The sequence below is a fragment of the Bradyrhizobium manausense genome, from assembly GCF_018131105.1.
Classification (GTDB): domain Bacteria; phylum Pseudomonadota; class Alphaproteobacteria; order Rhizobiales; family Xanthobacteraceae; genus Bradyrhizobium; species Bradyrhizobium manausense_B.
Genome location: NZ_JAFCJI010000001.1, coordinates 90,514 through 110,520 on the forward strand (window position 1 = coordinate 90,514; position 20,007 = coordinate 110,520).

Consider the following 20,007-nt stretch of genomic DNA (forward strand, 5'->3'; position numbering starts at 1 on the left):
CCATGACGGCTTCATTCGCGCGGGCATCCAGCTTCAAGACCCGCATTATTGCCCCAGCCGTTCGATCAAAGCCGGTGCGTGCACCTGGTCGGCCTTGTAGTTGCCGGTCAGCGTGTACATCACGATGTTGACGCCGGCGCGGTAGGCGAATTCACGCTGGCGCGGCTCGCCCGGAGTCAGCGGCAGCATCGGCTGGCCGTCGGGGCGGAGCGCCCAGGCGCCCGCGAGGTCGTTGGAGGTGATGATGATCGGCGAGACGCCGTCGCCGCCGCGCGCGGGCCGCTGCGCGCTCTCGTCGTCGTCTTCGCGCGGCAGCGCCTCGACCCAGGTCTGGCCGGTGTTGAAGCGGCCGGGGAAGTCGCGCAGCAGGTAGAAGGTCTTGGTCAGCACGTGCTCGCGCGGCACCGGCTCGAGCTCGGGCACGTCGAGCGAGGACAGGATCTCGCGCAGGGTCTGCATGCCCGGCGTCTGCGATGCGCCGTTCTCGCCGGGCGGCGCTTCGACGGCGTCGCGGGTGTCGAAGATCACGGTGCCGCCCTGCTTCATATAGGCGTCGATCTTGTTGATGGCGTCCTGCGGCGGCTTCGGCGTGCCCGGCACGATCGGCCAGTAGATCAGCGGGAAGAAGGCGAGCTCGTCATGCGCGGGATCGACGCCGACAGGATCGCCGGCCTCGAGCGCGGTCCGCTGCGCCAGGAACAGGGTCAGACCGGTCAGGCCGGCCTTGACGATGGAATCGACGTCGGCATTGCCGGTGACGACATAGGCGAGGCGGGTCTGCGACGTCGACTTCATCGCGAATTCGTCCGATGCGCTGTCGGCGCGCGACGGCGTCGGCGAGAGAACCGCGACGCCTGCAAGGAAGAGCCCAAGCAGGATCATGGCGGGCGCAGCGCGGCGACGCAGCAGCGCGGCGAGACCGCCGCCGAGCAACGCGACGATGATGGCATCGACGAGGAACAGCGCGAGCGCGGTCGACAGCAGCCAGCCGCGCAGGTCCCGCGGCTCGGCATTGGTGTAGGTGGCGCGCCGGGCGTGCAGGGGCGCGGTGTTGAGAGCTGCGATGCGGTCGGCGCTGGCGAGCGTGTTCACGGCGAGCGGTCCTTCTGCCGGACCGTAGAAGCCGGGCGGATGGTCCGGCGTGGCGCGGTCACGATAATCAGCCGTCAGCGGCTTGGCGGTGGCCGGCGGCGGGCCAAAGGCACCGAAGCCGTCGAGCATGTGCAGCGGCGCGAGCGTCTCGGTGCTGGCTTCGCCGGCAACGCCGGCGCCGGGCTTGGCCGTGTAGCCGGACATGTCGACGACGCGCCTCAGCATCTCGACGAAGGTGCCGGACATCGGCAGATCCGACCAGCGCATGTCGGCGCTGACATGGAAAAGACTGACGATGCCCTTGCCGCGATGCTCGCCGGTCACGAGCGGCGTGCCGTCTTCGAGCGAGGCCCAGCTCTTGGTGGCGAGCACCGCATCGGGCTCGGCCAGCACCTGCCGGTTCACGGTGACGTCCTTGGGAACGGCGACGCCGGCAAACGGACCGTCGGCGGCGAAAGATGCGAGATGCTGCGGCTTCTCCCAGGTCAGGCTGCCGCCGAGCGTGCGGCCGCCCTTGCGCAGCTTCACCGGAACGAGATCGTCTTCAGCTTGCGCGAGCCGGGGGCCTGCGAAACGCACCAGCACGCCGCCCTGGTCGATCCAGGCGTTGAGCCGCTCGCGCAATTCGGGCGCGACGGTGCCGACATCGGCCAGGATGATCATCGGCAGCTTCTGGTCCAGGAATTGTGTGATGCCCTGCTGTGGCGAGCCCTTGTCGGCGAGCCGCACGTCGGCGAATGGCGCCAGCGCCCGCGTCAGGTAGAAGGTCGGTGCCAGCAGCGGCTGCGCGGTCTCGCTGCTTGCGCCTGAGACGATGCCGATGGCGCGTCGCCGCCAGCGCTTGTCGAGCAACTGCACCGCGCCGGCCGAACGCTCGCCTGATATCTCGAGCCGCGAGATGTCGTTGCGCAGTTCGACCGGCAGGTCGAACGCCGCTTCGACTTCCTTGTCCTGCGGTCCAAATGTGAAGCGCGCCTCGCCGATCGGCGAGGCCTTCTGGTCCAGCGCCCGCACGGTGCCGGCGAGAAGGCCGCCGTCGGTGCGCAGCACCTTCACCGTCATCTTCGCAGCCGCGTTTTCGGCCGCGACCAGCGCCAGCGGGGAGGAGGTGCCGCCTTCGAACACGGTCAAGCTGCGATCCCCTAAGGTCTTGCCGAGCCCAGCCACGAACTCTTCGCCGCGGCCGGTGTCGACACCGTCGGACAGCCAGGCGATCTCGCAGTCGCCGGTCGCCTTCAGGAAACGATTGATCGCGGTGAGGGTTTCAACGCGTTCGATCGAATAGGGCTTTGGCACGATCTGCCGCAGCGCAACCCGCGCGGCGCCCGCCGGCATCAGCGTGATGTCGCGGTTCGGCTCGGACAGCGGCACCAGCGCGATCGCGCGGCGGTCGTTGTCGGCGTTGGCAATCAGCTCGTCGGCGGCCCTGATCCTGGTGTCCCAGTTCGACGCGGCGCTCCAGCCGTCGTCGAACATGATCATCAGCGGCGCCTTGCTGCCGGCAAGCCCGGTTTGCGGATTCCAGATCGGGCCGGCGGCGGCGAAGATCACCAGCGCTGCGGCGAGCAGCCGCAGTGCCGTCAGCCACCACGGCGTCCGCGCAGGCGTCTCTTCGCGGGGCGCGATGTCGAACAGCAGGCGGGTCGGCGGAAACTCGATGCGGCGCGGCCGCGGCGGCATGACCCGCAAAAGCCACCACAGCGCCGGCAGGCTGATGAGGCCGATCAGGAGCAGCGGTTCGGTGAATGCGAGCGGCAATCCCATCATGCGGCCGGCCCCGCCTTGATCGAGGAGGTCCGGGCGCCCGACTTGCTCACCTGCATGCCGGCATGGAGGAACAGCAGCAGTTCAGCCGCCGAGCGGTCGGTCGCATGCGTCGTGAACAGCCAGTCGAGCTTGTTGGTTTCGGCGCGGATCTGGTCGCGGTGCAGTGCAAGACGCGCGGTGTAATCCTGTGCCCAGCTCTCGGCGCGGCCGGCGGTGATTACGCCAAAGCCCTCGGGCTCGACGAACTCGACGCGGCCCGAATAGGGGAAGCTCTCTTCGGCGGGATCGACGACCTGCACCAGCGTGCCATGCGCGCCGGAGCCGGAGAGCCCCGCGAGCGTGCTCCTGATTTCCGCGATCGGGGACCAGAAATCCGACAGCACGATGGTTTCGGCCAGCGCCGCAGGAACGAAGGACGGCGGCAGGCTCAGCCTGATGGCATCGTCATGCAGCATCGCCTGCGCCATCTTGTCGATGACGCTGCGGCTCGCGGTCGGTGCCATCAATCCGGGAATGCCGACGCGCTCGCCGCCCGCGACCAGCAGTTCGGCCAGCGCAAAAGCGACGATCAGCGTACGCTCCAGCTTGGACTCGCGCGCGGTCTTCGAGGCGAACGCCATCGACGGCGAACGATCGGGCCAGATCCAGACCGTATGCGAAGCTTCCCACTCGAGCTCGCGGACATAGAGATGGTCGTCGCGCGCCGAGCGGCGCCAGTCGACATTCTGCGAGGGCTCGCCCGACACGAAGCGACGGTATTGCCAGAAATTTTCGCCGGAGCCGGCACGGCGCCGGCCGTGCAGGCCGTGGATGACGTTGGCGGCGATGCGGCGGGCTTCGAGCACCAGGCGCGGTAGCGAAGCGGCGAGCGTACGGCTTTCGCCATCGGCACGTCGGATCGCGATGATCTCCTTCGCTGTGTGCCCGTTGTCTGCCGCCATCAACCGATCCGCGTCTTCAATTGCTTGATCACGTCCGAAATCGTGCGGCCTTCGGCACGTGCCTGGAACGTCAATGCCATGCGGTGCTTCAGCACGGGCTCGGCGAGGTCGAGCACGTCGTCGATCGAGGGCGCGAGGCGTCCGTCGATCAGCGCGCGCGCGCGCACTGCCAGCATCAGGGATTGGCTGGCGCGCGGGCCGGGGCCCCAGGCGATGAACTTGCCGGCCTCGCCGCTGTCGGCGCCCGGACGGGCCGAGCGCACCAGCGACAAAATGGCTTCAACCACGGAATCGCCGACCGGCAGTCGGCGGACCAGCCGTTGTGCGCTGATCAGCGCATCCGCGCTCATCGAGCCCTTCGCCAGCGTCTCTTCGGCGCCGGTGGTCTCGAACAGGATGCGGCGCTCGGCGTCGCGATCGGGATAGTCGACGTCGATCTCCATCAGGAAGCGGTCGAGCTGGGCTTCGGGCAGCGGATAGGTGCCTTCCTGCTCCAGCGGGTTTTGCGTCGCGAGCACGTGGAATGGTTTCGGCAGATCGTGGCGCGCGCCGGCGACGGTGATGTGCTGCTCCTGCATCGCCTGCAACAATGCCGATTGCGTGCGCGGGCTGGCGCGGTTGATCTCGTCGGCCATCAACAGCTGTGCGAACACCGGACCCGAGATGAAACGGAAGGAGCGCTTTCCCGCGGTGCTCTCATCCAGCACTTCGGCGCCGAGAATATCTGACGGCATCAAATCGGGTGTGAACTGGATGCGCTTGGCATCGAGACCGAGCGTGACACCGAGCGTCTCGACCAGCTTGGTCTTGGCAAGGCCGGGCACGCCGATCAGCAGCGCATGGCCGCCGGAGAGGATGGTGACCAGCGAATTCTCGACCACACGATCCTGGCCGAAGATCACGGAGCCGATCGCATCCTTCGCCGCGCGAATCTGCTCGGACACCTGCTCGGCCGAACGGACGATGCCGTCTTCGAGTTTCTCGACACTTTCCGCCATCCGTTAGCTCCTTAAGCCTGCCACGCGGCCTTCTTGCGTCGGTGAATTTATCGCATCAAATTGCGTCATGGGCCCTATGCTAGACTTGCAGGAACGCCATGTATTCGTTGAATTAACCTATCCCCACCTTATCGGCTTCGGGTTATGTACGGCATCACGAAGTGGAGACCTCCACACCGGACTTATCCGGGGTGGAACCGTACAGTTACGTACAACGTAGACCTGCACCAATCGTGCCAAAGACAGAGTCAGGGCAAACCATGGCGAACCAAGGGCAGAGCACACACGGTCTCGAGGGACTGACTGCCGCCGCCAACAACGCTGCCAGGGCCGAAGGCGCCAAAAAGGGCCTGCCTCCGGTGCATCTGTGGAATCCGCCGTTCTGCGGCGATCTCGACATCCGAATCGCCTCTGATGGTACTTGGTTCTACATGGGCACACCAATCGGCCGTCACGCGCTGGTCCGCCTGTTCTCGACCATTCTCAAGCGCGAGGGCGACAAGCATTTCCTCGTCACGCCCGTGGAGAAGGTCGGTATCCGCGTCGATGATGCGCCGTTCATGGCGGTCGAGATGCTGAAGCACGGCGAGGGCAACCAGCGCGTGTTGAGCTTCCGCACCAACGTCGACGATTGGGTCACCTGCGACGCCGCGCACCGGCTGCGTTTCGAGCAGGCCAGGGACGGCGGGCTGACGCCGTACCTGCATGTCCGCGCCGACCTCTGGGCCAAGGTCACCCGCGCGCTCTATTACGATCTGGTTGACATGGGTGAGGAGCGGATGGTCGATGGCCAGCCGATGTTTGGCGTCGAGTCGGCCGGCGAGTTCTTCGCCATGGCCGACGCGGAGCAGGTGAGGGCCGCGCTTTGAACAAGCCTATCCCGAGGAGCGAGTCGAAGAGTGAGCCCGTCGCGTTCCGCGCGGCGGATTTCTTCGCCCGCTCAAAGGCCAGGCTCGGCTTCGACGTTCCGCCCGGGCTGTTCGATCCCAACATCATCCCGGCCTCCGGCGATCCCGGCACCGACAAGATGCTCGAGATCGTCGCGCGCGAGCAGCCGGTGCGTCCCGCAGCGGTCCTGATCGCGGTGGTCGACCATCCCGAGCCGACGATCCTGCTGACGCAGCGCTCGGCCAATCTCAACGATCATGCCGGCCAGATCGCATTTCCCGGCGGCAAGATCGACGCGACCGATTCCTCGCCGCTCGCCGCCGCGTTGCGCGAGGCCGAGGAGGAGGTCGGGCTATCCAGGGATTTCGTCGAGCCGATCGGCTATCTCGATCTCTATGGCACCGCGTTCGGCTTCCGCATCCTGCCGACCGTAGCGAGGGTCCGCCCGGGCTTTCAGCTCACCATCAACCATTCCGAGGTTGATGACGCGTTCGAAGTGCCGCTATCCTTCCTGATGGATCCGGCCAACCACCAGGTGCATAGCAAGGAATTCCGCGGCATGGAGCGGTTCTATTACGCGATGCCGTTTGCGGAGCGCTACATCTGGGGCGCGACGGCCGGAATGCTGCGAGTGCTGTATGAGCGGATCTATTCGTCATGATCCGGCCGATTCTGACCGAGATCGGAATCTTCCTCATACCCTTTGCCGTCTATGCGCTGTTCCTGGCCGCCACGCGGTCCGGCCTGTTCGTGCAATCGTCATGGCGGATCACCGTCGTCGCGCGGCTGGCCCTGGCGGCGCTGGTGCTGGTGATCGCGGGATTGATCGGGTTCGCGCATTTCTCCGGCGCCGCGCCGAACTCGACCTACATTCCCGCCCATGTCGTGAACGGCAAGCTTGTGCCGGGCTCGGAAAAATAGGGGCCGGACGATGAGCGCGGAGCCAATTCTCGCCGGTGCGCCCTGGCTGACCGCAGGCGGGACGGCGCGCGTCCTGCAATTGCTCAACGCCGACGGCGAGGAGGCGCGCGTGGTCGGCGGCACCGTCCGCAACGCGCTGCTCGGCCTGCCGCCTGGCGACACCGACATCGCGACCACGGCGTTGCCGGAAGACGTGGTGCGGCGTGCGAAAAGCGCCGGCATCAAGAGCGTGCCGACCGGCATCGAGCACGGCACCATCACGCTGGTCATCGACGGCACACCATACGAAGTCACGACCCTGCGCGAGGACACCGAGACTTTCGGCCGCAAGGCCAAGGTCGCCTTCGGCCGTGATTGGGTGAAGGACGCCGAGCGGCGCGACTTCACCATGAACGGGCTGTCGGTCGACGCGAACGGCGTCGTCTACGATTATGTCGGCGGGATTGCGGATGCGCGGGCGAGGCGCGTGCGCTTCATCGGCGCGCCCGACCAGCGTATCGCCGAGGATTACCTGCGCATCCTGCGCTTCTTTCGCATCCATGCCGCCTTCGGCGTCGGCGAGCCCGATTCCGATGGCACTCTTGCCTGCATCCGCGGACGTGCCGGCCTTGCCACCCTCTCGGCCGAGCGGGTGCGCATGGAGATGTTGAAATTGCTGGTGGCATCAGGCGCATCCGCAGCCGCGCTTGCCATGGCCGATGCCGGTTTGCTGCAAGCGCTGATCGGCGGCGTCGCCTATACCGGGCCGCTCTCGGCGATGATCGCGGTCGAGCGCACGCTCGGCCTGCCCGCAAGCAGCACGCGCCGTCTCGCGGCGCTGACGGTCGCCGTCACCGAAGACGCCAAACGTGTCGCGACGCGTTTGAGGCTGTCCAACGCGGAAGCCAAGGCGCTGGATTCGATGGGCCATCGCTGGTGGCGCCAGCCCGCCAGGGACGAGGCCAGTGCGCGGCGGCTGGTGTATCGGCTGGGGGCCGAGCGCTTTCACGATCGCGTGTTGCTGGCCTGGGCGCGCAGCGGCGCCGACGCTGCCTCGTCGCGCTGGCGCGCGCTCGCCGAGCTGCCGCAGCGCTGGACCGCGCCGAAATTTCCGCTGAAGGCCGCCGACTTCATCGCGCGCGGCCTGGCGGAAGGGCCTGCGCTCGGACATGTGTTGACACTCGCCGAGGACGCTTGGCTTGCGGCGGATTTTCCCCTAGACGAGGCCGCGCTCGCTGCCATCGCCGATCAAGCTGCGGCACGCATCAGCCGCGATGAGAGAACGTGACGATCGTCTCAGGCTTCGCCGACATCTCGATTTTCCAGCTGCTGCTGGTCGCAATGATGGCGTTGTTTGCTTCGATCATCGGTGGTCTCGCCGGCTACGGCACCGGCGCCTTGATGCCGCTGGTGCTGGTGCCCCTGGTCGGCGCCGAGCCGGTGGTGCCGATCATCGCGATCTCCGCGCTCTTCACCAATTCCAGCCGCGCCATTGCCTATCTCCGCTATGCTGATCGCCGTCGTGCGCTGATCGTGCTCGCCTGCGCGGCGGTGACCACCGCGCTCGGCGCCTACGGTTACACGCGTCTCACCAATGCCGGCGCGGCACTCGTGATCGGCACCATGCTGATCCTGAGCGTGCCGCTGCGGCGCGTGCTTCGGCGCCGCCAGGTCAGGATCGGCGACACCGGCCTCGCGGCGGGCTCTGTCGGCTACGGCGTTCTCGTCGGCGGCACGTCGGGCTCGGGCGTGATCCTGCTTTCGCTGCTGATGGCCGCGGGCCTCGAAGGCGCCGCCGTGATCGCGACCGATGCGATGATCTCGCTCGGCACCGGCCTCATCAAGATCTCGGTGTTCGGTCTCGCCGGCGCCGTCACCGCACAGGTCCTCGCCCTGGCGCTCCTGATCGGCGGCATCGCCATCCCCGGCGCGTTCCTGGCAAAAGCCTTCGTCGAGCGGATGCCGGTGCACATCCACACCGCCATCCTCGATGTTGCCGTGATCACCGGCGGGCTGGTGATGATCTCGGCGGCGGCGAGGCAGCTTGTTGCCTAGATGATGCCGAACCAATGGCATGGGCGCCTGAGTCCAGAGCACCTTGAGTTCTCGTAGCGCCATCCCTGCGAGGAGCTTATAGGAAATCCCTCTTCTCTCGTTCTCTCGTTCGCTACTGGCCGATCCATGTCTAAGATCCTCGACAATCGCCGCCTTCGCTTCATTCGGGTCGTTTCGGTCCGGTGGCGGAGACGTATGACCTTTCTGCTCGGCGGCATCGCGGTGGGCGCCTCGGCCGTGGCGCTGGCCAAGCTCGCGGATTGGGCGCAACTGGCGTTCGCATTCCTGCTTTCGGAATCGCGATATGCTGCACTTTTGGTGACGCCCCTCGGGTTTACCTTGTCGGTCTATCTGACCAGCCGCTTCTTTCCGAATTCGCAAGGAAGCGGCATCCCGCAAGCGATCGCCGCACGTCAGCTCACCGGCCACGCGGCCCGTCAGAGGCTTGTCTCGATCCGCATCGCCGTCGGAAAGGTGTTGCTCACGCTGCTCGGGCTGCTTTGCGGTGCTTCGGCAGGTCGGGAGGGGCCGACCGTGCAGGTCGGAGCTTCAGTCATGTTCGCGCTCGGGCGAATGTCGCCACGCCATCAGCCCGGCCTGATCCTGGCTGGAGCTGCCGCGGGCGTCGCCGCCGCGTTCAACACGCCACTGGCAGGCATCGTGTTCGGTATCGAGGAGATGAGCAGAGCCTATGAGACCAGGACAAGCAGCCTGGTCATCGGCGCCGTGATAGCGGCAGGCCTGACATCCCTGGCTCTGGTCGGAAACTACGACTATTTCGGCAGCAGTTCGACGATGCTGCGGAACGGCACTGACTGGCTTGCGATTCCGTTGTGCGGCATCGCCGGCGGATTGGCCGGTGGCGCGTTCAGCAGGCTTCTCATCGAGGTCGCGCGCGGGCTGCCCGGTCGGCTGGGACCATTGACCAAGCAATTTCCTCTGGCATTTGCCGCGATATGCGGCCTTGGTGTTGCGCTTTGCGGCCTCGCATCCGGCGATATGATCTACGGCACCGGATATGCGCAAGTGAAGTCGGCGCTGGAGACCGACATTCCACTTCACTGGGATTTTGGCCTGCTGAAGCTCGCCGCGACCGCGCTCTCCGCGATCAGCGGCATTCCAGGCGGGATTTTCTCGCCATCGCTCGCCGTTGGCGCCGGCATCGGTGCCAACATTGCGCATCTGTTTTCGGGCGCTCCGCTCGGCGCGTTCATGCTTCTTGGGATGGTTTCCTATTTCGCCGGCGTCGTGCAGGCTCCCATCACGGCCTTCGTCATCGTGACCGAGATGACCAACAACCACGCCATGGTTGTGCCCTTGATGGCCTCCGCGCTGATCGCCCAGGCAACATCGCGCCTCCTGTGTCCCGAAGGAATCTACCACGCGCTGGCCAAGGGCTTCCTGCGTGCAAGCACGGCAGAAGCGTCTGGGCCGCGAGCGCCTGACGGCGCAGCCGCGCGATGACTTGCGGCAGCGACGCCGACATTGACCCCAACCCGCCGCGCCGATGAACCAATGGCCTTGCTGCCCCGACCAAGAGGACGGGATCGGCGCCCACGGGGATAGCGCATCGGCTGTCTCCTCCCGCGCATTGCGGAGACCACACAGGATGCGAATGCGTTCGTCCGCATACCGGCTGTTTCCATGGCTGACCGTGGCGGCTCTCGCAGGGGCGCCTACGATCGCTGTCGCCGACGATCTGGAGGCCTGCGCAAGGCAATCAGGCGACTCCGCCATCGTGGCGTGTTCGCGCGCCCTTGCGTCGGGCGAGTTCAGGGGCGAGGTGCTTGCGCAGATCTACCTGAACCGCGGCGTTGAATACAAACACAAGGGCGATTTCGATCGCGCCATCGCTGACGACAGCGAGGCGATCAAGCTCGACCCCAGGCGCGTCGCGGCCTACTTCAACCGCGGCAACGCCTGGCAGGCCAAGGGTGATCTCGATCGCGCCGCCGCCGACTACAGCGAGGCTATCAGGCTCGACCCTGGCTACGCCAAGGCCTACAGCAATCGCGGCGTGATCTGGTCGGTGAAGGGAGCGCCCGACCGCGCCATCGCCGACTACAATGAGGCCATCAGGCTCGATCCGAACTACGTCATGGCCTACAGCAACCGCGGCAATGCCTGGATCACCAAGGGCGACCGCGATCGCGCCATCGGCGATTACGATGCCGCGCTCCGCCTCGATCCGAAATATGTCGAGGCCTACGACAATCGCGGCGACGCCTTCCTTGCCAAGGGCGACCTCGACAGCGCCATCGCGGACTACAATGAAGCGATCCGGCTCAATCCGAAATTTGCCAAATCCTATTACAACCGCGGCGTGGCGCGGGAGAAGAAGGGCAGTCTGCAAGACGCGTTGCCCGACTTCGAAGCGTATGGGCAACTCGTTCCGTCTGATCCCGACGGCCCGAAATCCGTCGCGCGCGTCAAGGCGGAAATGAGTGCGATGACGGGGCGGCGCTGAGCGCTTGACAGCAAGCTGCGCCTCGATCGCTGGATGGCAATCGAGCGTTGAGCCGGACCGCACGGCTCGAAACCTTCAAGCCATGCGATCCCTTGTCTCTGATTCAGCCGGCGGGCGGCGTGGACTAGTGGCGGGCCGATTGCTTGATTTCGGCGACTCGCCTTTCGCCGGGCAAGTTGCCTCCGGCCTGCAGGCTGCTGCAGATCCACCTGGACTCCTTGGGCGTCGCACCGAGCAAGGTCTTGGTTTCGATGCACTGCGCGTAGGTGTTGTAGCTGAGCGTGTCCCGGCAGGTTGACGAGAAGTTTCCGATATAGATTTCCGTACTATGACTGCATCCGACCCAGGGGGCGTTGCCGACCCTGTAACTCGTTTCGCAGCCCCCGTTGCAACTGCTGGCAGATTTCTCCAGCCTGGCAATTTTCCCCAGGACTGTGTTCGGCCCGAATACCGGATTTTGAGCGGTCGGCGAGCCTGATGTCCGGTGGTGGGATGTTGCGATCGTTGGCCCCTGCCGCGGCACGACCGCCGGTCTTGCCTTCGGCGCCTCGACCGAGACGGCGGGCAGCGAGGAGCTTGGTGTGGGTTGCGACAGTGCCGTGCCTGACGTGCTGCACAGCAAAACAGCTGACAAGGTAACGATGAGTGACGGCACGGCGAAGTCTGACGACATTCTCATGAGGTGCCTCCCAAAATGGACGGAAATATTATCCCAACAGCCAAGGGTTGTATCATAAGGCTCCGATGCCGGCAATTTGGATGGCGCAGGACTGTCCGACGATTCGTTGTCATCATCGCCGGGACGGGAGCGCTCGATTGCCGCCGTCACGGATGACAGGTCCGGGCGAGGCGTCGTCCGACGTCGAAGCGCATGCGCAGCCCGACCTGTGTGACCTGCAACACGGTCATCCGAACCATCTTTGCGGCAGGCCTATGCCATGCTTGAATAGGTCGATCCGTATCGAAAGGGGAACGCGGAAATTCCTTTCAGCAGTCTTTTTGAATCAGGGATGTTCAGCAGGATGGCGAATACATTCGACCTCGACGCGTATCTCGGCCGTATCGGCTATGCTGGCCCGCGCACGCCGACCTACGAAACCCTGGCGGGCATCGTCGCCGGCCACGTCGCGACCATCCCCTTTGAAATCTTCGACGTCCTGCTCGGCCGTCCCATCAGGCTGGATCCCGAAGGACTTCACGCCAAGCTCATCAATGCCCGGCGCGGCGGACATTGCGTCGAACATGCAACGCTCATGTACAACGCCCTGCACGCGATCGGCTTCAGCCCCGTCAGGCACTCATCCCGCGTCGTCTTCTTCAAGCCGCGTCATGAGAGCGTGCGGGAGCACATGTTTCTCTCGGTCACGGTTGATGGCGCCGCCTACGTCGTCGATCCCGGCTTCGGTCCCTTTGCCTGTCCTCACCCGATACCCCTCGACGGCACTCCCGTGCCGGCCGGCGCCCCGACCCACAGGCTTGCCCACGAAGGTACCGATTGGATTCTCTGCCTGATGCGTAACGGCGGAGAGACGCGAGGATGGATATCCAAGATGGAAGAGGAGTATCCGGTCGATTTCGAGATGATGCACTACTATCTCGTCAGTCACCCGAATTCCTTCTACACCCACAACCTCGTTGCCAGCGCCATCACGAAGGAAGGCCGCATCAACATCACGAACCAGGACGTCAACTTCATTCGTGATGGTGCCGCTCAACCTGTTCAACTACCCGACCGGAAAGCGTTGCGCCGGCTGGTCGCACAGCATTTCGGGTTCGACCTCCCGGAACTCGAAACGATGAAAGTCGATGGCGTGCCAGGCTGGCAATAGCCGCTTGCACCGCGCGCGCCGTAGACGCGTCGCCCATGCATTTGCCTTGGTTGCTAGAAGGCGGTGGGCACAATATCGTCGATCGTCCAACACGAATCTCTTCAGGAGCCATCATGATGAATGCCGTCTCGGCGCCCGGGATCAATCGCCCTCCCGGCAAGGTCGACATCCCATCGGCCTGGCGAGGCGCCGAGATGAAGGCCAATCCTGACCGGTGGTTGACATCGCTTTCTGCCGGCGAGATCGCGGAACTCGAGAATGCGGCTGAAGCCTATCTTGGTCGGAGCAAGAAGATCGCCGAGATCACGAAGGAGAGCTTTCCGCTGCCGCATTTCGGCGCTCACCTGGCAGAACTCAGGACGACGCTGCTGGCCGGCCTGGGCTTCGAAGTGATCCGCGGCCTTCCGGTGGCGAACTACAGCCAGGAGTTTGCCGCCACGATATTTTGCGGCGTGGGCGCGCATCTCGGATCGGCGCGGTCGCAGAATGCAGCGGGTCACATTCTCGGTCACGTCCGCGACGTCGGCGCCGATGCGAAGGATCCGAACGTCAGGATTTATCAGACCTCGGAACGACAGACATTCCACACGGATTCGTCGGACGTGGTTGGATTGCTATGCATTCGCGAGGCGATGGAGGGAGGGGATTCCCTTCTCGTCAGCACGTCGACCATCTACAACGAGATGTTCGACAGGCGTCCCGACCTTGCCGCCCTGTTGTTCGACTCCATCGCGACCGACCGCCGCGGCGAAGTGCCGGAGAACGAAAAGCCATATCTCGAAATCCCGGTGCTGAACTGGCACGCGGGATTCCTGACCGGGTTCTATCAGCGTCAGTATATCGATAGCGCGCAGCGCTTTCCCGACGCGCTCAGACTGACACCGGCCCACGTCGAGGCGCTCGATCTGTTCGATACGCTAGCAAACGATCCCGCGCTGCATTTCGGCATGCGGCTGCAGCCGGGGGACATGCAGTTCGTCTACAATCATGCTCTGTTGCACGACCGGACCGGATTCCGCGATTGGCCGAATGCAAACCAGAAGCGTCATTTGCTGCGGCTTTGGCTCAGCATGGAAGGTGACCGGCCGCTGCCCGATTGCTTCAGGCAGCGCTATGGCTCGATCGAGATCGGCAACCGGGGCGGCATCATTGTCAAAGGGACCAGCCTGAACGTTCCGCTGGATTGACTGTCGTCGTGTTGCTTGCCAGTGCATCGATCGGCTGATGCGAGGAAAAATCCCGTGATCGTCGAACCAATGTTCCCTTCGGAAACTCGCTGACCAAATTGTTCAAGGCTGCACTACTGAAACGGTTGGAACGGGATCGGCAGCGATTCATTGGTTTCGATCCAACGACAGGAGAAGCCTATGACGATTGCAAAGACTCTGGGATTCGTCGCGATTGTGATTGCGGCAGTCGGAACATCCAGTGCGAGTTTCGCGGGGCCCGGACCCTGCACGCCCGGTGGCATGGCGGTTGGTGCGGCAGGCCCGGCCATGAGCGGCGGCCAGCGCATGGCAGGCGTCGGTAACTGCAGTTACGGCAGGTGGGGGAACAGCTACGGCTACTATCGTGGGCCGGTCGACAGCTCGTACGGCTATTACGACCGCGGTTACGGCTATGGGTATGAGCAACCCCGCGTCAGCGTCGACGTTGATGCGGACAACTGGTAGCGAAACAACGCGTGTAACGATCAAGGACCGCCGGCTGGCGGTCCTTGTCTTTTGAGGGGACGTTCGGCAGCCCCGAACTTCACATTCGCTTGCGCCGTTCGCGCGGACGCGAGTGGCGTCCTTCCCGCACTGTCGTCGTAACGGAAGCCTTTATGGGCCGTGCAGACTGTTGAGAAATCGCTCCTTCTCGCCGGGTGCATAACCCTGACAAGCGCCGTAATACGCTTCATGGTCACAGGATGACGTAGAGCGGAATTGCGCCGGCGGCTCAGATGGCGCGTAGGCAAAGCTCGAAGCAGAACCTGGTGCGCCCTGATGGGAGGGAACGGCAGCGTGCCGGTGGGTGTGGTGCGCCGGGGCCGCGTTCGCGGCGCCGCTCAGGGCAATCAAAAGGCTCAAAGCCAAAACAGAACGCATCGTTTTTCTCCCCGGATGCCGTGGTCTCCTTTAGTTAGCGCTCGACCGCAAACTCCCAACAGGTACCAGCGTCACGACTGGTCACATCCCCGGCATTACGTGAGCGCATCGAGCGAGCAATCGTGCGATTTGGCAAATGCTGCCTGGCTCCAGAAAGGGGCCGGTCCCCGAAGTGCTACTGAACCATAAAGCGAGAGTGGTAAGGCAAGCTGGCCGCGCCAACCGCCTTGGGTGCGGTCGAGTTGGGGCCGAGCAGAAACGCGATATCCGGCAACTCCCTGTGAAGCCTCTCGCACAAATCGTGTGCAAGCACAGCCGGCGCATAGCTGGACAAAACGACAGACTTGAAATTCACAAAGCTCAGAAGCGCGTGCGCCGAGTCTAAAATCTGGCGGCAGCAGGCGTCCTGCCACCGTTGATAGAACTCGCCGGCTGCGTCGGGGAGCTTCGCCGATCCGATATCGGACAGAGCGAGGCCATGCTTGTCCAGTCCCTGGAGCAGCGCCAGCAGCCCGACGTCGTGGCTGAGGTCGGATCTGCCGCTGTGGATCTGGTAGTTCAGGACCAAGCGGCTGTGCAGCCGCGACCCGAGATAAAAGAACAGGAAATCGGACAGCGACCGCGCCACGCCGAACAGGCTTTCGCCGCCGGCGGCGGCGGTGATCTCGTTCTGGATGTAGACGGACAGGCCGAGCTTGCGTTCGATGTTGGCCTGCACCTCCGCGAGATCGCGTCCCAACAGCTTCCTGATCTGACCGCTTGTGTTCGCGTCGTCGGGCACCGCCAGACCGATACCGGCAACCCGGGTTCGGCTGGCTGGAGGCAGCGCCAGCAATCCCTCCTCGATCTTTGCCGCGATTGCCACCGGCGAGTCCTGCAAGGTCGAATAGGGATGTGCCGCGTGATAGCGAACTTTTCCGACGAAATCGATCAGCGCGACGTCTGCGGCGTCGTTGCCAAAGCTCACCCCGACCGAGAAAGCGCCTTCCGGATTGAGCGAGAGCGGGATGGTCGGCGGTCCCACGCGTCCGCGCTGGGCTTCGCCCTTGGAAACCAGGGCCTCCTGTTCGAGCGAACGCACTATGACGGAGACGGTCTGTGCCGAGAGCCCGGTCTTCTCGCCGATTTCGAGGCGGGAAATGCCCGAGCTCTGCAGCAGCAGCGACAGCACCAGGCGCTCGTTATAGCTCCGCACCGTAGGCGCGTTGAGGCCGCTGGCGCGATCCGCGATCCGCAGCGGGTTCGGGGGCGCAAATCGCATGTCAGGCAAGGGAGGTGCTCCTCATATCGGCAGGCCGTCGCGCGGGACCGGTGTCAGCTCTTGCGCTCTTGTGTCGGCCAGCCGATTGCCTCGATCTCCTGCGCGAGCGCGGCGCCCAGCGCCCGGTGTGATTCCGCATTCAGATGAAATCCGTCGGCCGCGTCGCAACTGCAGACGGAGCCTGCGTTGAAGAAGTGCACGCCGAGCGAGTCGGCCATGATTTCGAATTCGAGCGCCAGTTGCCGCGATTTCTCCGGCGCGCCGGCGAAGATCGATTTCCATTCCTTGACGTCGTCAAGAATGGGAGGAGGGGCGACGATCATGATCTCGGGTACCCGGCCGTCGGGGCCCGGTGCCAGTTCGCGCAGATCGTAGATCAGGCAGCCGATGCCCATCGCCACTTCCGAGGCCGGCTTGTTGAAGCGGATCTTGAGGTCGTTGGTTCCGAGCATGATGATGACGAGATCGAGCACGGTATGACTCTGCGCGCAGGGGCGCAGGTAGGTCCGCCCGTTCTTGTGCGCGCCTTCGATCGGATCGTCGTGCACCGTCGTCCGTCCGCTCAGGCCTTCCTCGATGACATACCAGGACGGTCCGAGCTCGGATTGGAGCACGCCCGGCCAGCGGGTATTCCGGTCGTAACGCTCCAGGGGACCACGGCCCGGAATCTGGCCGTGCGTGTTGGAGTCTCCGAAACATAGAACGGAGCGCATCGGCATCGCTCTGAATCCTCATGCTTTTTAGCTGCCGCATCTTTGGTCGGGCCTCGCGCCGGTCGCAAGGCCTAATTGATCATTCAAGATGAATAATTATTGACAGCTTGCTTTGGCTATGTGCAACTAGCTCGTGCTGGTTTGCTGCTCGCAGCGCGCCGGCCTGGGAGATAGGGACGCCGTTGGCGCAAGCTCTTCGCGAAGAAGAGCTGCTCACCTTTTGAACTGCATCACCCCACGTACGTCGCGTGTCCGCGGCGGGCGCGCGGCGACCTGCGTCCTTCTCTCCAGCAAAGCAAAAGAACGCTGCACGTCATGTGCGATGAAGGAGGAGGATTTGATGCACCAGGGAATGAGGGCCCTCGGCCTCGGTTTGATGGCGACGATCTGGCTCGGCGTTGGCGTGGTCCAGGCCGAAGAGGTCAATCTCATGCAGGGCGTGACGCCGCGCCCGGGCGATGAGCGCATGACGGCGCCCAACCAGTTCAAGAAGAACGGTCCGTGGAAGATCGGCATGAGCCATTTCGGCGTCAACGCCAACACCTGGACCGTCGAGATGGCGCATGATGCGGAAGCGGCTGCGAAGCTCGACAAGAGAGTCGGCCAGTTCATTCTGCTCGACGCCAATATCAGTCAGGCCAAGCAGGTCGCCGACATCGAGGACCTGATCGCGCAGAAGGTCGATGCGATCATCGTGACGCCGCTGACGCCGACCTCGGCCGACGCCGGCATTGAAAAGGCCGTTGCCGCCGGCATCCCCGTCATCGTTCACACCGGCCTGACCGAGACCGACAAATACACCGTCGATATCCAGGGCGGCGGCGTCCATTTCGGCAAGGTGATGGGCGACTTCCTCGTCAAGCAGCTCAAAGGCAAGGGCAACATCTGGGTGCTGCGCGGCCTTCCGGCGCATCCCGAAGACATCAACCGCTACAAGGGCCTGCTCGAAGCGCTCAAGGGCACCGACATCAAGATCATCGCGGAAGATGCCGGCAAATGGCAGTACGACGTCGGCAAGCAGGTCTGCGAAACCTTCTACCTCAACAATCCCAAGGTCGATGGAATCTGGTCGTCGGGCGCCGACATGACACGGGCCTGCGTCGACGTCTTCCAGCAATATGGCGCGAAGATTCCGCCCATCACCGGCGAAGGCAATAATGGCTTCTTCGCCCGCTGGATCGAGCTCGGCTTCCCCTCGATCTCGCCGGAATACGGCCCCGAGCAAGGCGCCGCCGGCGTGCGCGCGGCCATCGCGCTCCTCGAAGGCAAGCCGCTCCACAAGCGTTACATCTACGAGCCGGAAGGCTGGGATCTCGAAAAGGCGAAGAAGTACTATCGCAAGGATCTCTCCGCCAACGCCTGGTTTCCGTCCAGCCTGACCGAGCAGGACCTCCAGAAGTATTACGGCAAGCATTGATCGCGGCAGCGCCGGCGGCAGGGTCATGCCGCCGGCGCTGCGTCTTTCTGCACTTCCTTGCGTCGGATCGAGACGATGACGATTGAGCCACTGGTCCGGATGACGTCGATTTCGAAGTCGTTTGGCGGCATTGCAGCGCTTGAAAACGTCGATTTTCAACTGCTCCCCGGCACCGTGCACGCCCTCATGGGCGAGAATGGCGCGGGCAAGTCGACGCTCATGAAGATATTGGCCGGCGTCGTTCAGCCGGATGACGGCATGATCAGGAAGGGCGGCCGCACGGTCCAATTCGCGTCGCCGCGCGAAGCGCTCAACGCCGGCATCTCGACTGTCTTCCAGGAGCACTCCCTGCTCGCCAATCTTTCGATCGCCGAGAACATGTATCTCGGCAAGGAGCCGCTGACGGTGCTCGGATCGGTCGACGTTGCACGGATGGAGCGCAACGCCCGCGATACGCTTCGCGGCCTCGGCCTGAACCTCGATCCTGCAACGCTTGTCGGCAACCTCACGATTGCCGAACGGCAGCTCGTCGAGATCGCGCGCGGAATCTCCGCCAACGCCGACGTCATCATCCTCGACGAGCCGTCGGCCGCCCTCAACGCAGCCGACGTCGAGATACTCAACGCGCAAATCCTCAGCCTGAAGCAGCAGAACAAGGCCGTCGTCTACATCTCGCACCGGATGGAGGAGATCTTCAAGATCTGCGACACCATCACCGTGCTGAAGGATGGGCGGAACGTCGACACCGTTCCCGTCGCCACGATCGCGCCGAAGCGCTTGATCGCGATGATGGTCGGACGCGAACTCGCCGAGCTGTTTCCGCCGAAGCCGGCCCGCACGGAAAGCGAAATTGTTCTCTCCATCGAAGGCCTTCGCCTGACGCCGGATTCGCCACCTTGCTCAATCCACTTGCGTCGCGGCGAGATCGTCGCGCTGGCCGGGCTCGAGGGGCAGGGGCAACGCGAACTGGTCCGGTCGCTCGTCGGCCAGCACGCGGCGCATGAGGGCCGGGTGCGGATCGGTAGCCGCGAACTCGCTCTGCCGTTGCCGGAAGACCATGGTATCCGCATGTTGCAGGCGCTGGGCGTCGGCTTCGTGCCTGAAGACAGGAAGCTCGAAGGCCTCTTCCTCGATCTGTCGCTCGCACATAATCTGACCATCGGCCTGCACAGTCGGCATTTCGAGCTGACGCCCGCAGGCAGCCATCGCGATGTCATCGCGAACTCGATCAGGAATTTATCGATCAAGGCGGCGACCCCCTCCACGCCGGTCGGCACGCTCTCCGGCGGAAACCAGCAAAAAGTGCTGCTTGGACGGTATCTGGCGCTCGGCGCCGACATCCTGTTGATCGAGGAGCCGACGCGCGGCGTCGACGTCGGCGCCAAGGCGGAAATCTACAAGCTGCTGCGGGCTTACACGAATGCCGGCGGGGCGGTGGTCGTGCTCTCGCGCGAGACCCTGGAGCTGATCGGCCTCTGCGATCGGCTCTATGTCATCCACGACAAGCATGTCGTCGCCGAGATGCCTGCCGGGCAGGCCACCGAGCACGCCATCCTCGAAGCCGCATTGCATCGCTGAGGGATCGGGAG

General features: G+C 64.2%; 18 protein-coding genes. 12 read left to right on the forward strand and 6 right to left on the reverse strand.

Annotation, left to right across the window (positions count from 1 at the left end; translation table 11 throughout):
- Window positions 1-45: 45 nt before the first annotated feature.
- From JQ631_RS00445 to JQ631_RS00455, 3 genes are read right to left on the reverse strand one after another with little or no spacing between them, the layout of a single operon-like run.
- The gene (locus JQ631_RS00445; protein WP_212322706.1) at window positions 46-2,859 is read right to left on the reverse strand and encodes a DUF4159 domain-containing protein; all 2,814 of its coding nucleotides are present in this window, start codon (window positions 2,857-2,859) and stop codon (window positions 46-48) included.
- A complete protein-coding gene (locus tag JQ631_RS00450; RefSeq protein ID WP_212322709.1) occupies window positions 2,856-3,800 on the reverse strand; it encodes a DUF58 domain-containing protein in 945 nt (314 codons plus the stop codon). Before JQ631_RS00450 ends, JQ631_RS00445 begins: the two co-directional genes overlap by 4 nt.
- Window positions 3,800-4,798: an AAA family ATPase gene (locus tag JQ631_RS00455; protein WP_212322710.1), complete on the reverse strand. Its 999-nt coding sequence runs from the start codon at window positions 4,796-4,798 to the stop codon at window positions 3,800-3,802. The genes JQ631_RS00450 and JQ631_RS00455 overlap by 1 nt, the downstream gene beginning before the upstream one ends.
- A 260-nt stretch (window positions 4,799-5,058) precedes the next feature.
- Here JQ631_RS00455 and JQ631_RS00460 point away from each other — a divergent pair, with 260 nt between their 5' ends.
- From JQ631_RS00460 to JQ631_RS00490, 7 genes are all read left to right on the forward strand, one after another.
- Window positions 5,059-5,667, forward strand: coding sequence for a DUF1285 domain-containing protein (locus tag JQ631_RS00460; protein ID WP_212322712.1), 609 nt, complete (start codon window positions 5,059-5,061; stop codon window positions 5,665-5,667).
- Complete coding sequence (locus tag JQ631_RS00465) at window positions 5,664-6,347, forward strand: CoA pyrophosphatase (protein WP_212322714.1); 684 nt, start codon at window positions 5,664-5,666, stop codon at window positions 6,345-6,347. Before JQ631_RS00460 ends, JQ631_RS00465 begins: the two co-directional genes overlap by 4 nt.
- Entirely contained in the window at window positions 6,344-6,607 is a 264-nt protein-coding gene (locus JQ631_RS00470; RefSeq protein ID WP_212322716.1) for a DUF6111 family protein, read from the forward strand. The genes JQ631_RS00465 and JQ631_RS00470 overlap by 4 nt, the downstream gene beginning before the upstream one ends.
- 10 nt (window positions 6,608-6,617) lie before the next feature.
- Entirely contained in the window at window positions 6,618-7,874 is a 1,257-nt protein-coding gene (locus JQ631_RS00475; protein ID WP_212322718.1) for a CCA tRNA nucleotidyltransferase, read from the forward strand.
- On the forward strand, window positions 7,871-8,641 hold the full coding sequence (locus JQ631_RS00480; protein WP_212322721.1) for a TSUP family transporter: 771 nt from the start codon (window positions 7,871-7,873) through the stop codon (window positions 8,639-8,641). Before JQ631_RS00475 ends, JQ631_RS00480 begins: the two co-directional genes overlap by 4 nt.
- A gap of 195 nt (window positions 8,642-8,836) precedes the next feature.
- The gene (locus tag JQ631_RS00485) at window positions 8,837-10,105 is read left to right on the forward strand and encodes a chloride channel protein (RefSeq protein WP_433995489.1); all 1,269 of its coding nucleotides are present in this window, start codon (window positions 8,837-8,839) and stop codon (window positions 10,103-10,105) included.
- Between the two features lie 151 nt (window positions 10,106-10,256).
- Window positions 10,257-11,108 (forward strand): tetratricopeptide repeat protein, encoded by an 852-nt coding sequence (locus JQ631_RS00490; RefSeq protein ID WP_212322726.1) that lies wholly within the window; start codon window positions 10,257-10,259, stop codon window positions 11,106-11,108.
- 124 nt (window positions 11,109-11,232) lie between these two features.
- Here the strand turns inward: JQ631_RS00490 and JQ631_RS00495 are convergent, their stop codons facing one another.
- Window positions 11,233-11,787 carry a hypothetical protein gene (locus tag JQ631_RS00495; RefSeq protein ID WP_212322729.1) on the reverse strand — a complete coding sequence of 185 codons (555 nt, stop codon included), beginning with the start codon at window positions 11,785-11,787 and terminating at the stop codon, window positions 11,233-11,235.
- A gap of 343 nt (window positions 11,788-12,130) precedes the next feature.
- Between JQ631_RS00495 and JQ631_RS00500 the strand changes: the two genes are divergently transcribed.
- The 3 genes from JQ631_RS00500 (at window position 12,131) to JQ631_RS00510 (ending at window position 14,610) form a co-directional block, all read left to right on the forward strand.
- Window positions 12,131-12,937 (forward strand): arylamine N-acetyltransferase family protein, encoded by an 807-nt coding sequence (locus tag JQ631_RS00500; protein WP_212322731.1) that lies wholly within the window; start codon window positions 12,131-12,133, stop codon window positions 12,935-12,937.
- Between the two features lie 116 nt (window positions 12,938-13,053).
- Window positions 13,054-14,124 carry a TauD/TfdA family dioxygenase gene (locus JQ631_RS00505; RefSeq protein ID WP_212328436.1) on the forward strand — a complete coding sequence of 357 codons (1,071 nt, stop codon included), beginning with the start codon at window positions 13,054-13,056 and terminating at the stop codon, window positions 14,122-14,124.
- A 180-nt stretch (window positions 14,125-14,304) separates the two neighbouring features.
- Window positions 14,305-14,610, forward strand: a complete 306-nt coding sequence (locus tag JQ631_RS00510) for a hypothetical protein (protein WP_212322733.1) — start codon at window positions 14,305-14,307, stop codon at window positions 14,608-14,610.
- A gap of 592 nt (window positions 14,611-15,202) precedes the next feature.
- Here the strand turns inward: JQ631_RS00510 and JQ631_RS00515 are convergent.
- Together JQ631_RS00515 and JQ631_RS00520 are read right to left on the reverse strand one after the other, a co-directional pair.
- Window positions 15,203-16,288, reverse strand: a complete 1,086-nt coding sequence (locus JQ631_RS00515; protein WP_212328437.1) for an ROK family transcriptional regulator — start codon at window positions 16,286-16,288, stop codon at window positions 15,203-15,205.
- Between the two features lie 53 nt (window positions 16,289-16,341).
- Window positions 16,342-17,001, reverse strand: a complete 660-nt coding sequence (locus JQ631_RS00520) for an SGNH/GDSL hydrolase family protein (RefSeq protein ID WP_212328438.1) — start codon at window positions 16,999-17,001, stop codon at window positions 16,342-16,344.
- A 340-nt stretch (window positions 17,002-17,341) separates the two neighbouring features.
- Between JQ631_RS00520 and JQ631_RS00525 the strand changes: the two genes are divergently transcribed.
- Together JQ631_RS00525 and JQ631_RS00530 are read left to right on the forward strand one after the other, a co-directional pair.
- Window positions 17,342-18,418, forward strand: coding sequence for an ABC transporter substrate-binding protein (locus tag JQ631_RS00525; RefSeq protein ID WP_212322735.1), 1,077 nt, complete (start codon window positions 17,342-17,344; stop codon window positions 18,416-18,418).
- Between the two features lie 81 nt (window positions 18,419-18,499).
- Window positions 18,500-19,996: a sugar ABC transporter ATP-binding protein gene (locus JQ631_RS00530; protein WP_212328439.1), complete on the forward strand. Its 1,497-nt coding sequence runs from the start codon at window positions 18,500-18,502 to the stop codon at window positions 19,994-19,996.
- The last annotated feature ends 11 nt before the right edge of the window (window positions 19,997-20,007 follow it).

Excerpts from the sequence above, each read along its gene's own strand:
- JQ631_RS00445 (WP_212322706.1), bottom strand. The coding sequence starts at position 2,859 with ATGATGGGATTGCCGCTCGCATTCACCGAACCGCTGCTCCTGATCGGC.
- JQ631_RS00450 (WP_212322709.1), bottom strand. The coding sequence starts at position 3,800 with ATGGCGGCAGACAACGGGCACACAGCGAAGGAGATCATCGCGATCCGA.
- JQ631_RS00455 (WP_212322710.1), bottom strand. The coding sequence starts at position 4,798 with ATGGCGGAAAGTGTCGAGAAACTCGAAGACGGCATCGTCCGTTCGGCC.
- JQ631_RS00460 (WP_212322712.1), top strand. The coding sequence starts at position 5,059 with ATGGCGAACCAAGGGCAGAGCACACACGGTCTCGAGGGACTGACTGCC.
- JQ631_RS00470 (WP_212322716.1), top strand. The coding sequence starts at position 6,344 with ATGATCCGGCCGATTCTGACCGAGATCGGAATCTTCCTCATACCCTTT.
- JQ631_RS00475 (WP_212322718.1), top strand. The coding sequence starts at position 6,618 with ATGAGCGCGGAGCCAATTCTCGCCGGTGCGCCCTGGCTGACCGCAGGC.
- JQ631_RS00485 (WP_433995489.1), top strand. The coding sequence starts at position 8,837 with ATGACCTTTCTGCTCGGCGGCATCGCGGTGGGCGCCTCGGCCGTGGCG.
- JQ631_RS00490 (WP_212322726.1), top strand. The coding sequence starts at position 10,257 with ATGCGTTCGTCCGCATACCGGCTGTTTCCATGGCTGACCGTGGCGGCT.
- JQ631_RS00495 (WP_212322729.1), bottom strand. The coding sequence starts at position 11,787 with ATGAGAATGTCGTCAGACTTCGCCGTGCCGTCACTCATCGTTACCTTG.
- JQ631_RS00500 (WP_212322731.1), top strand. The coding sequence starts at position 12,131 with ATGGCGAATACATTCGACCTCGACGCGTATCTCGGCCGTATCGGCTAT.
- JQ631_RS00505 (WP_212328436.1), top strand. The coding sequence starts at position 13,054 with ATGAATGCCGTCTCGGCGCCCGGGATCAATCGCCCTCCCGGCAAGGTC.
- JQ631_RS00510 (WP_212322733.1), top strand. The coding sequence starts at position 14,305 with ATGACGATTGCAAAGACTCTGGGATTCGTCGCGATTGTGATTGCGGCA.
- JQ631_RS00515 (WP_212328437.1), bottom strand. The coding sequence starts at position 16,288 with ATGCGATTTGCGCCCCCGAACCCGCTGCGGATCGCGGATCGCGCCAGC.
- JQ631_RS00520 (WP_212328438.1), bottom strand. The coding sequence starts at position 17,001 with ATGCGCTCCGTTCTATGTTTCGGAGACTCCAACACGCACGGCCAGATT.
- JQ631_RS00525 (WP_212322735.1), top strand. The coding sequence starts at position 17,342 with ATGCACCAGGGAATGAGGGCCCTCGGCCTCGGTTTGATGGCGACGATC.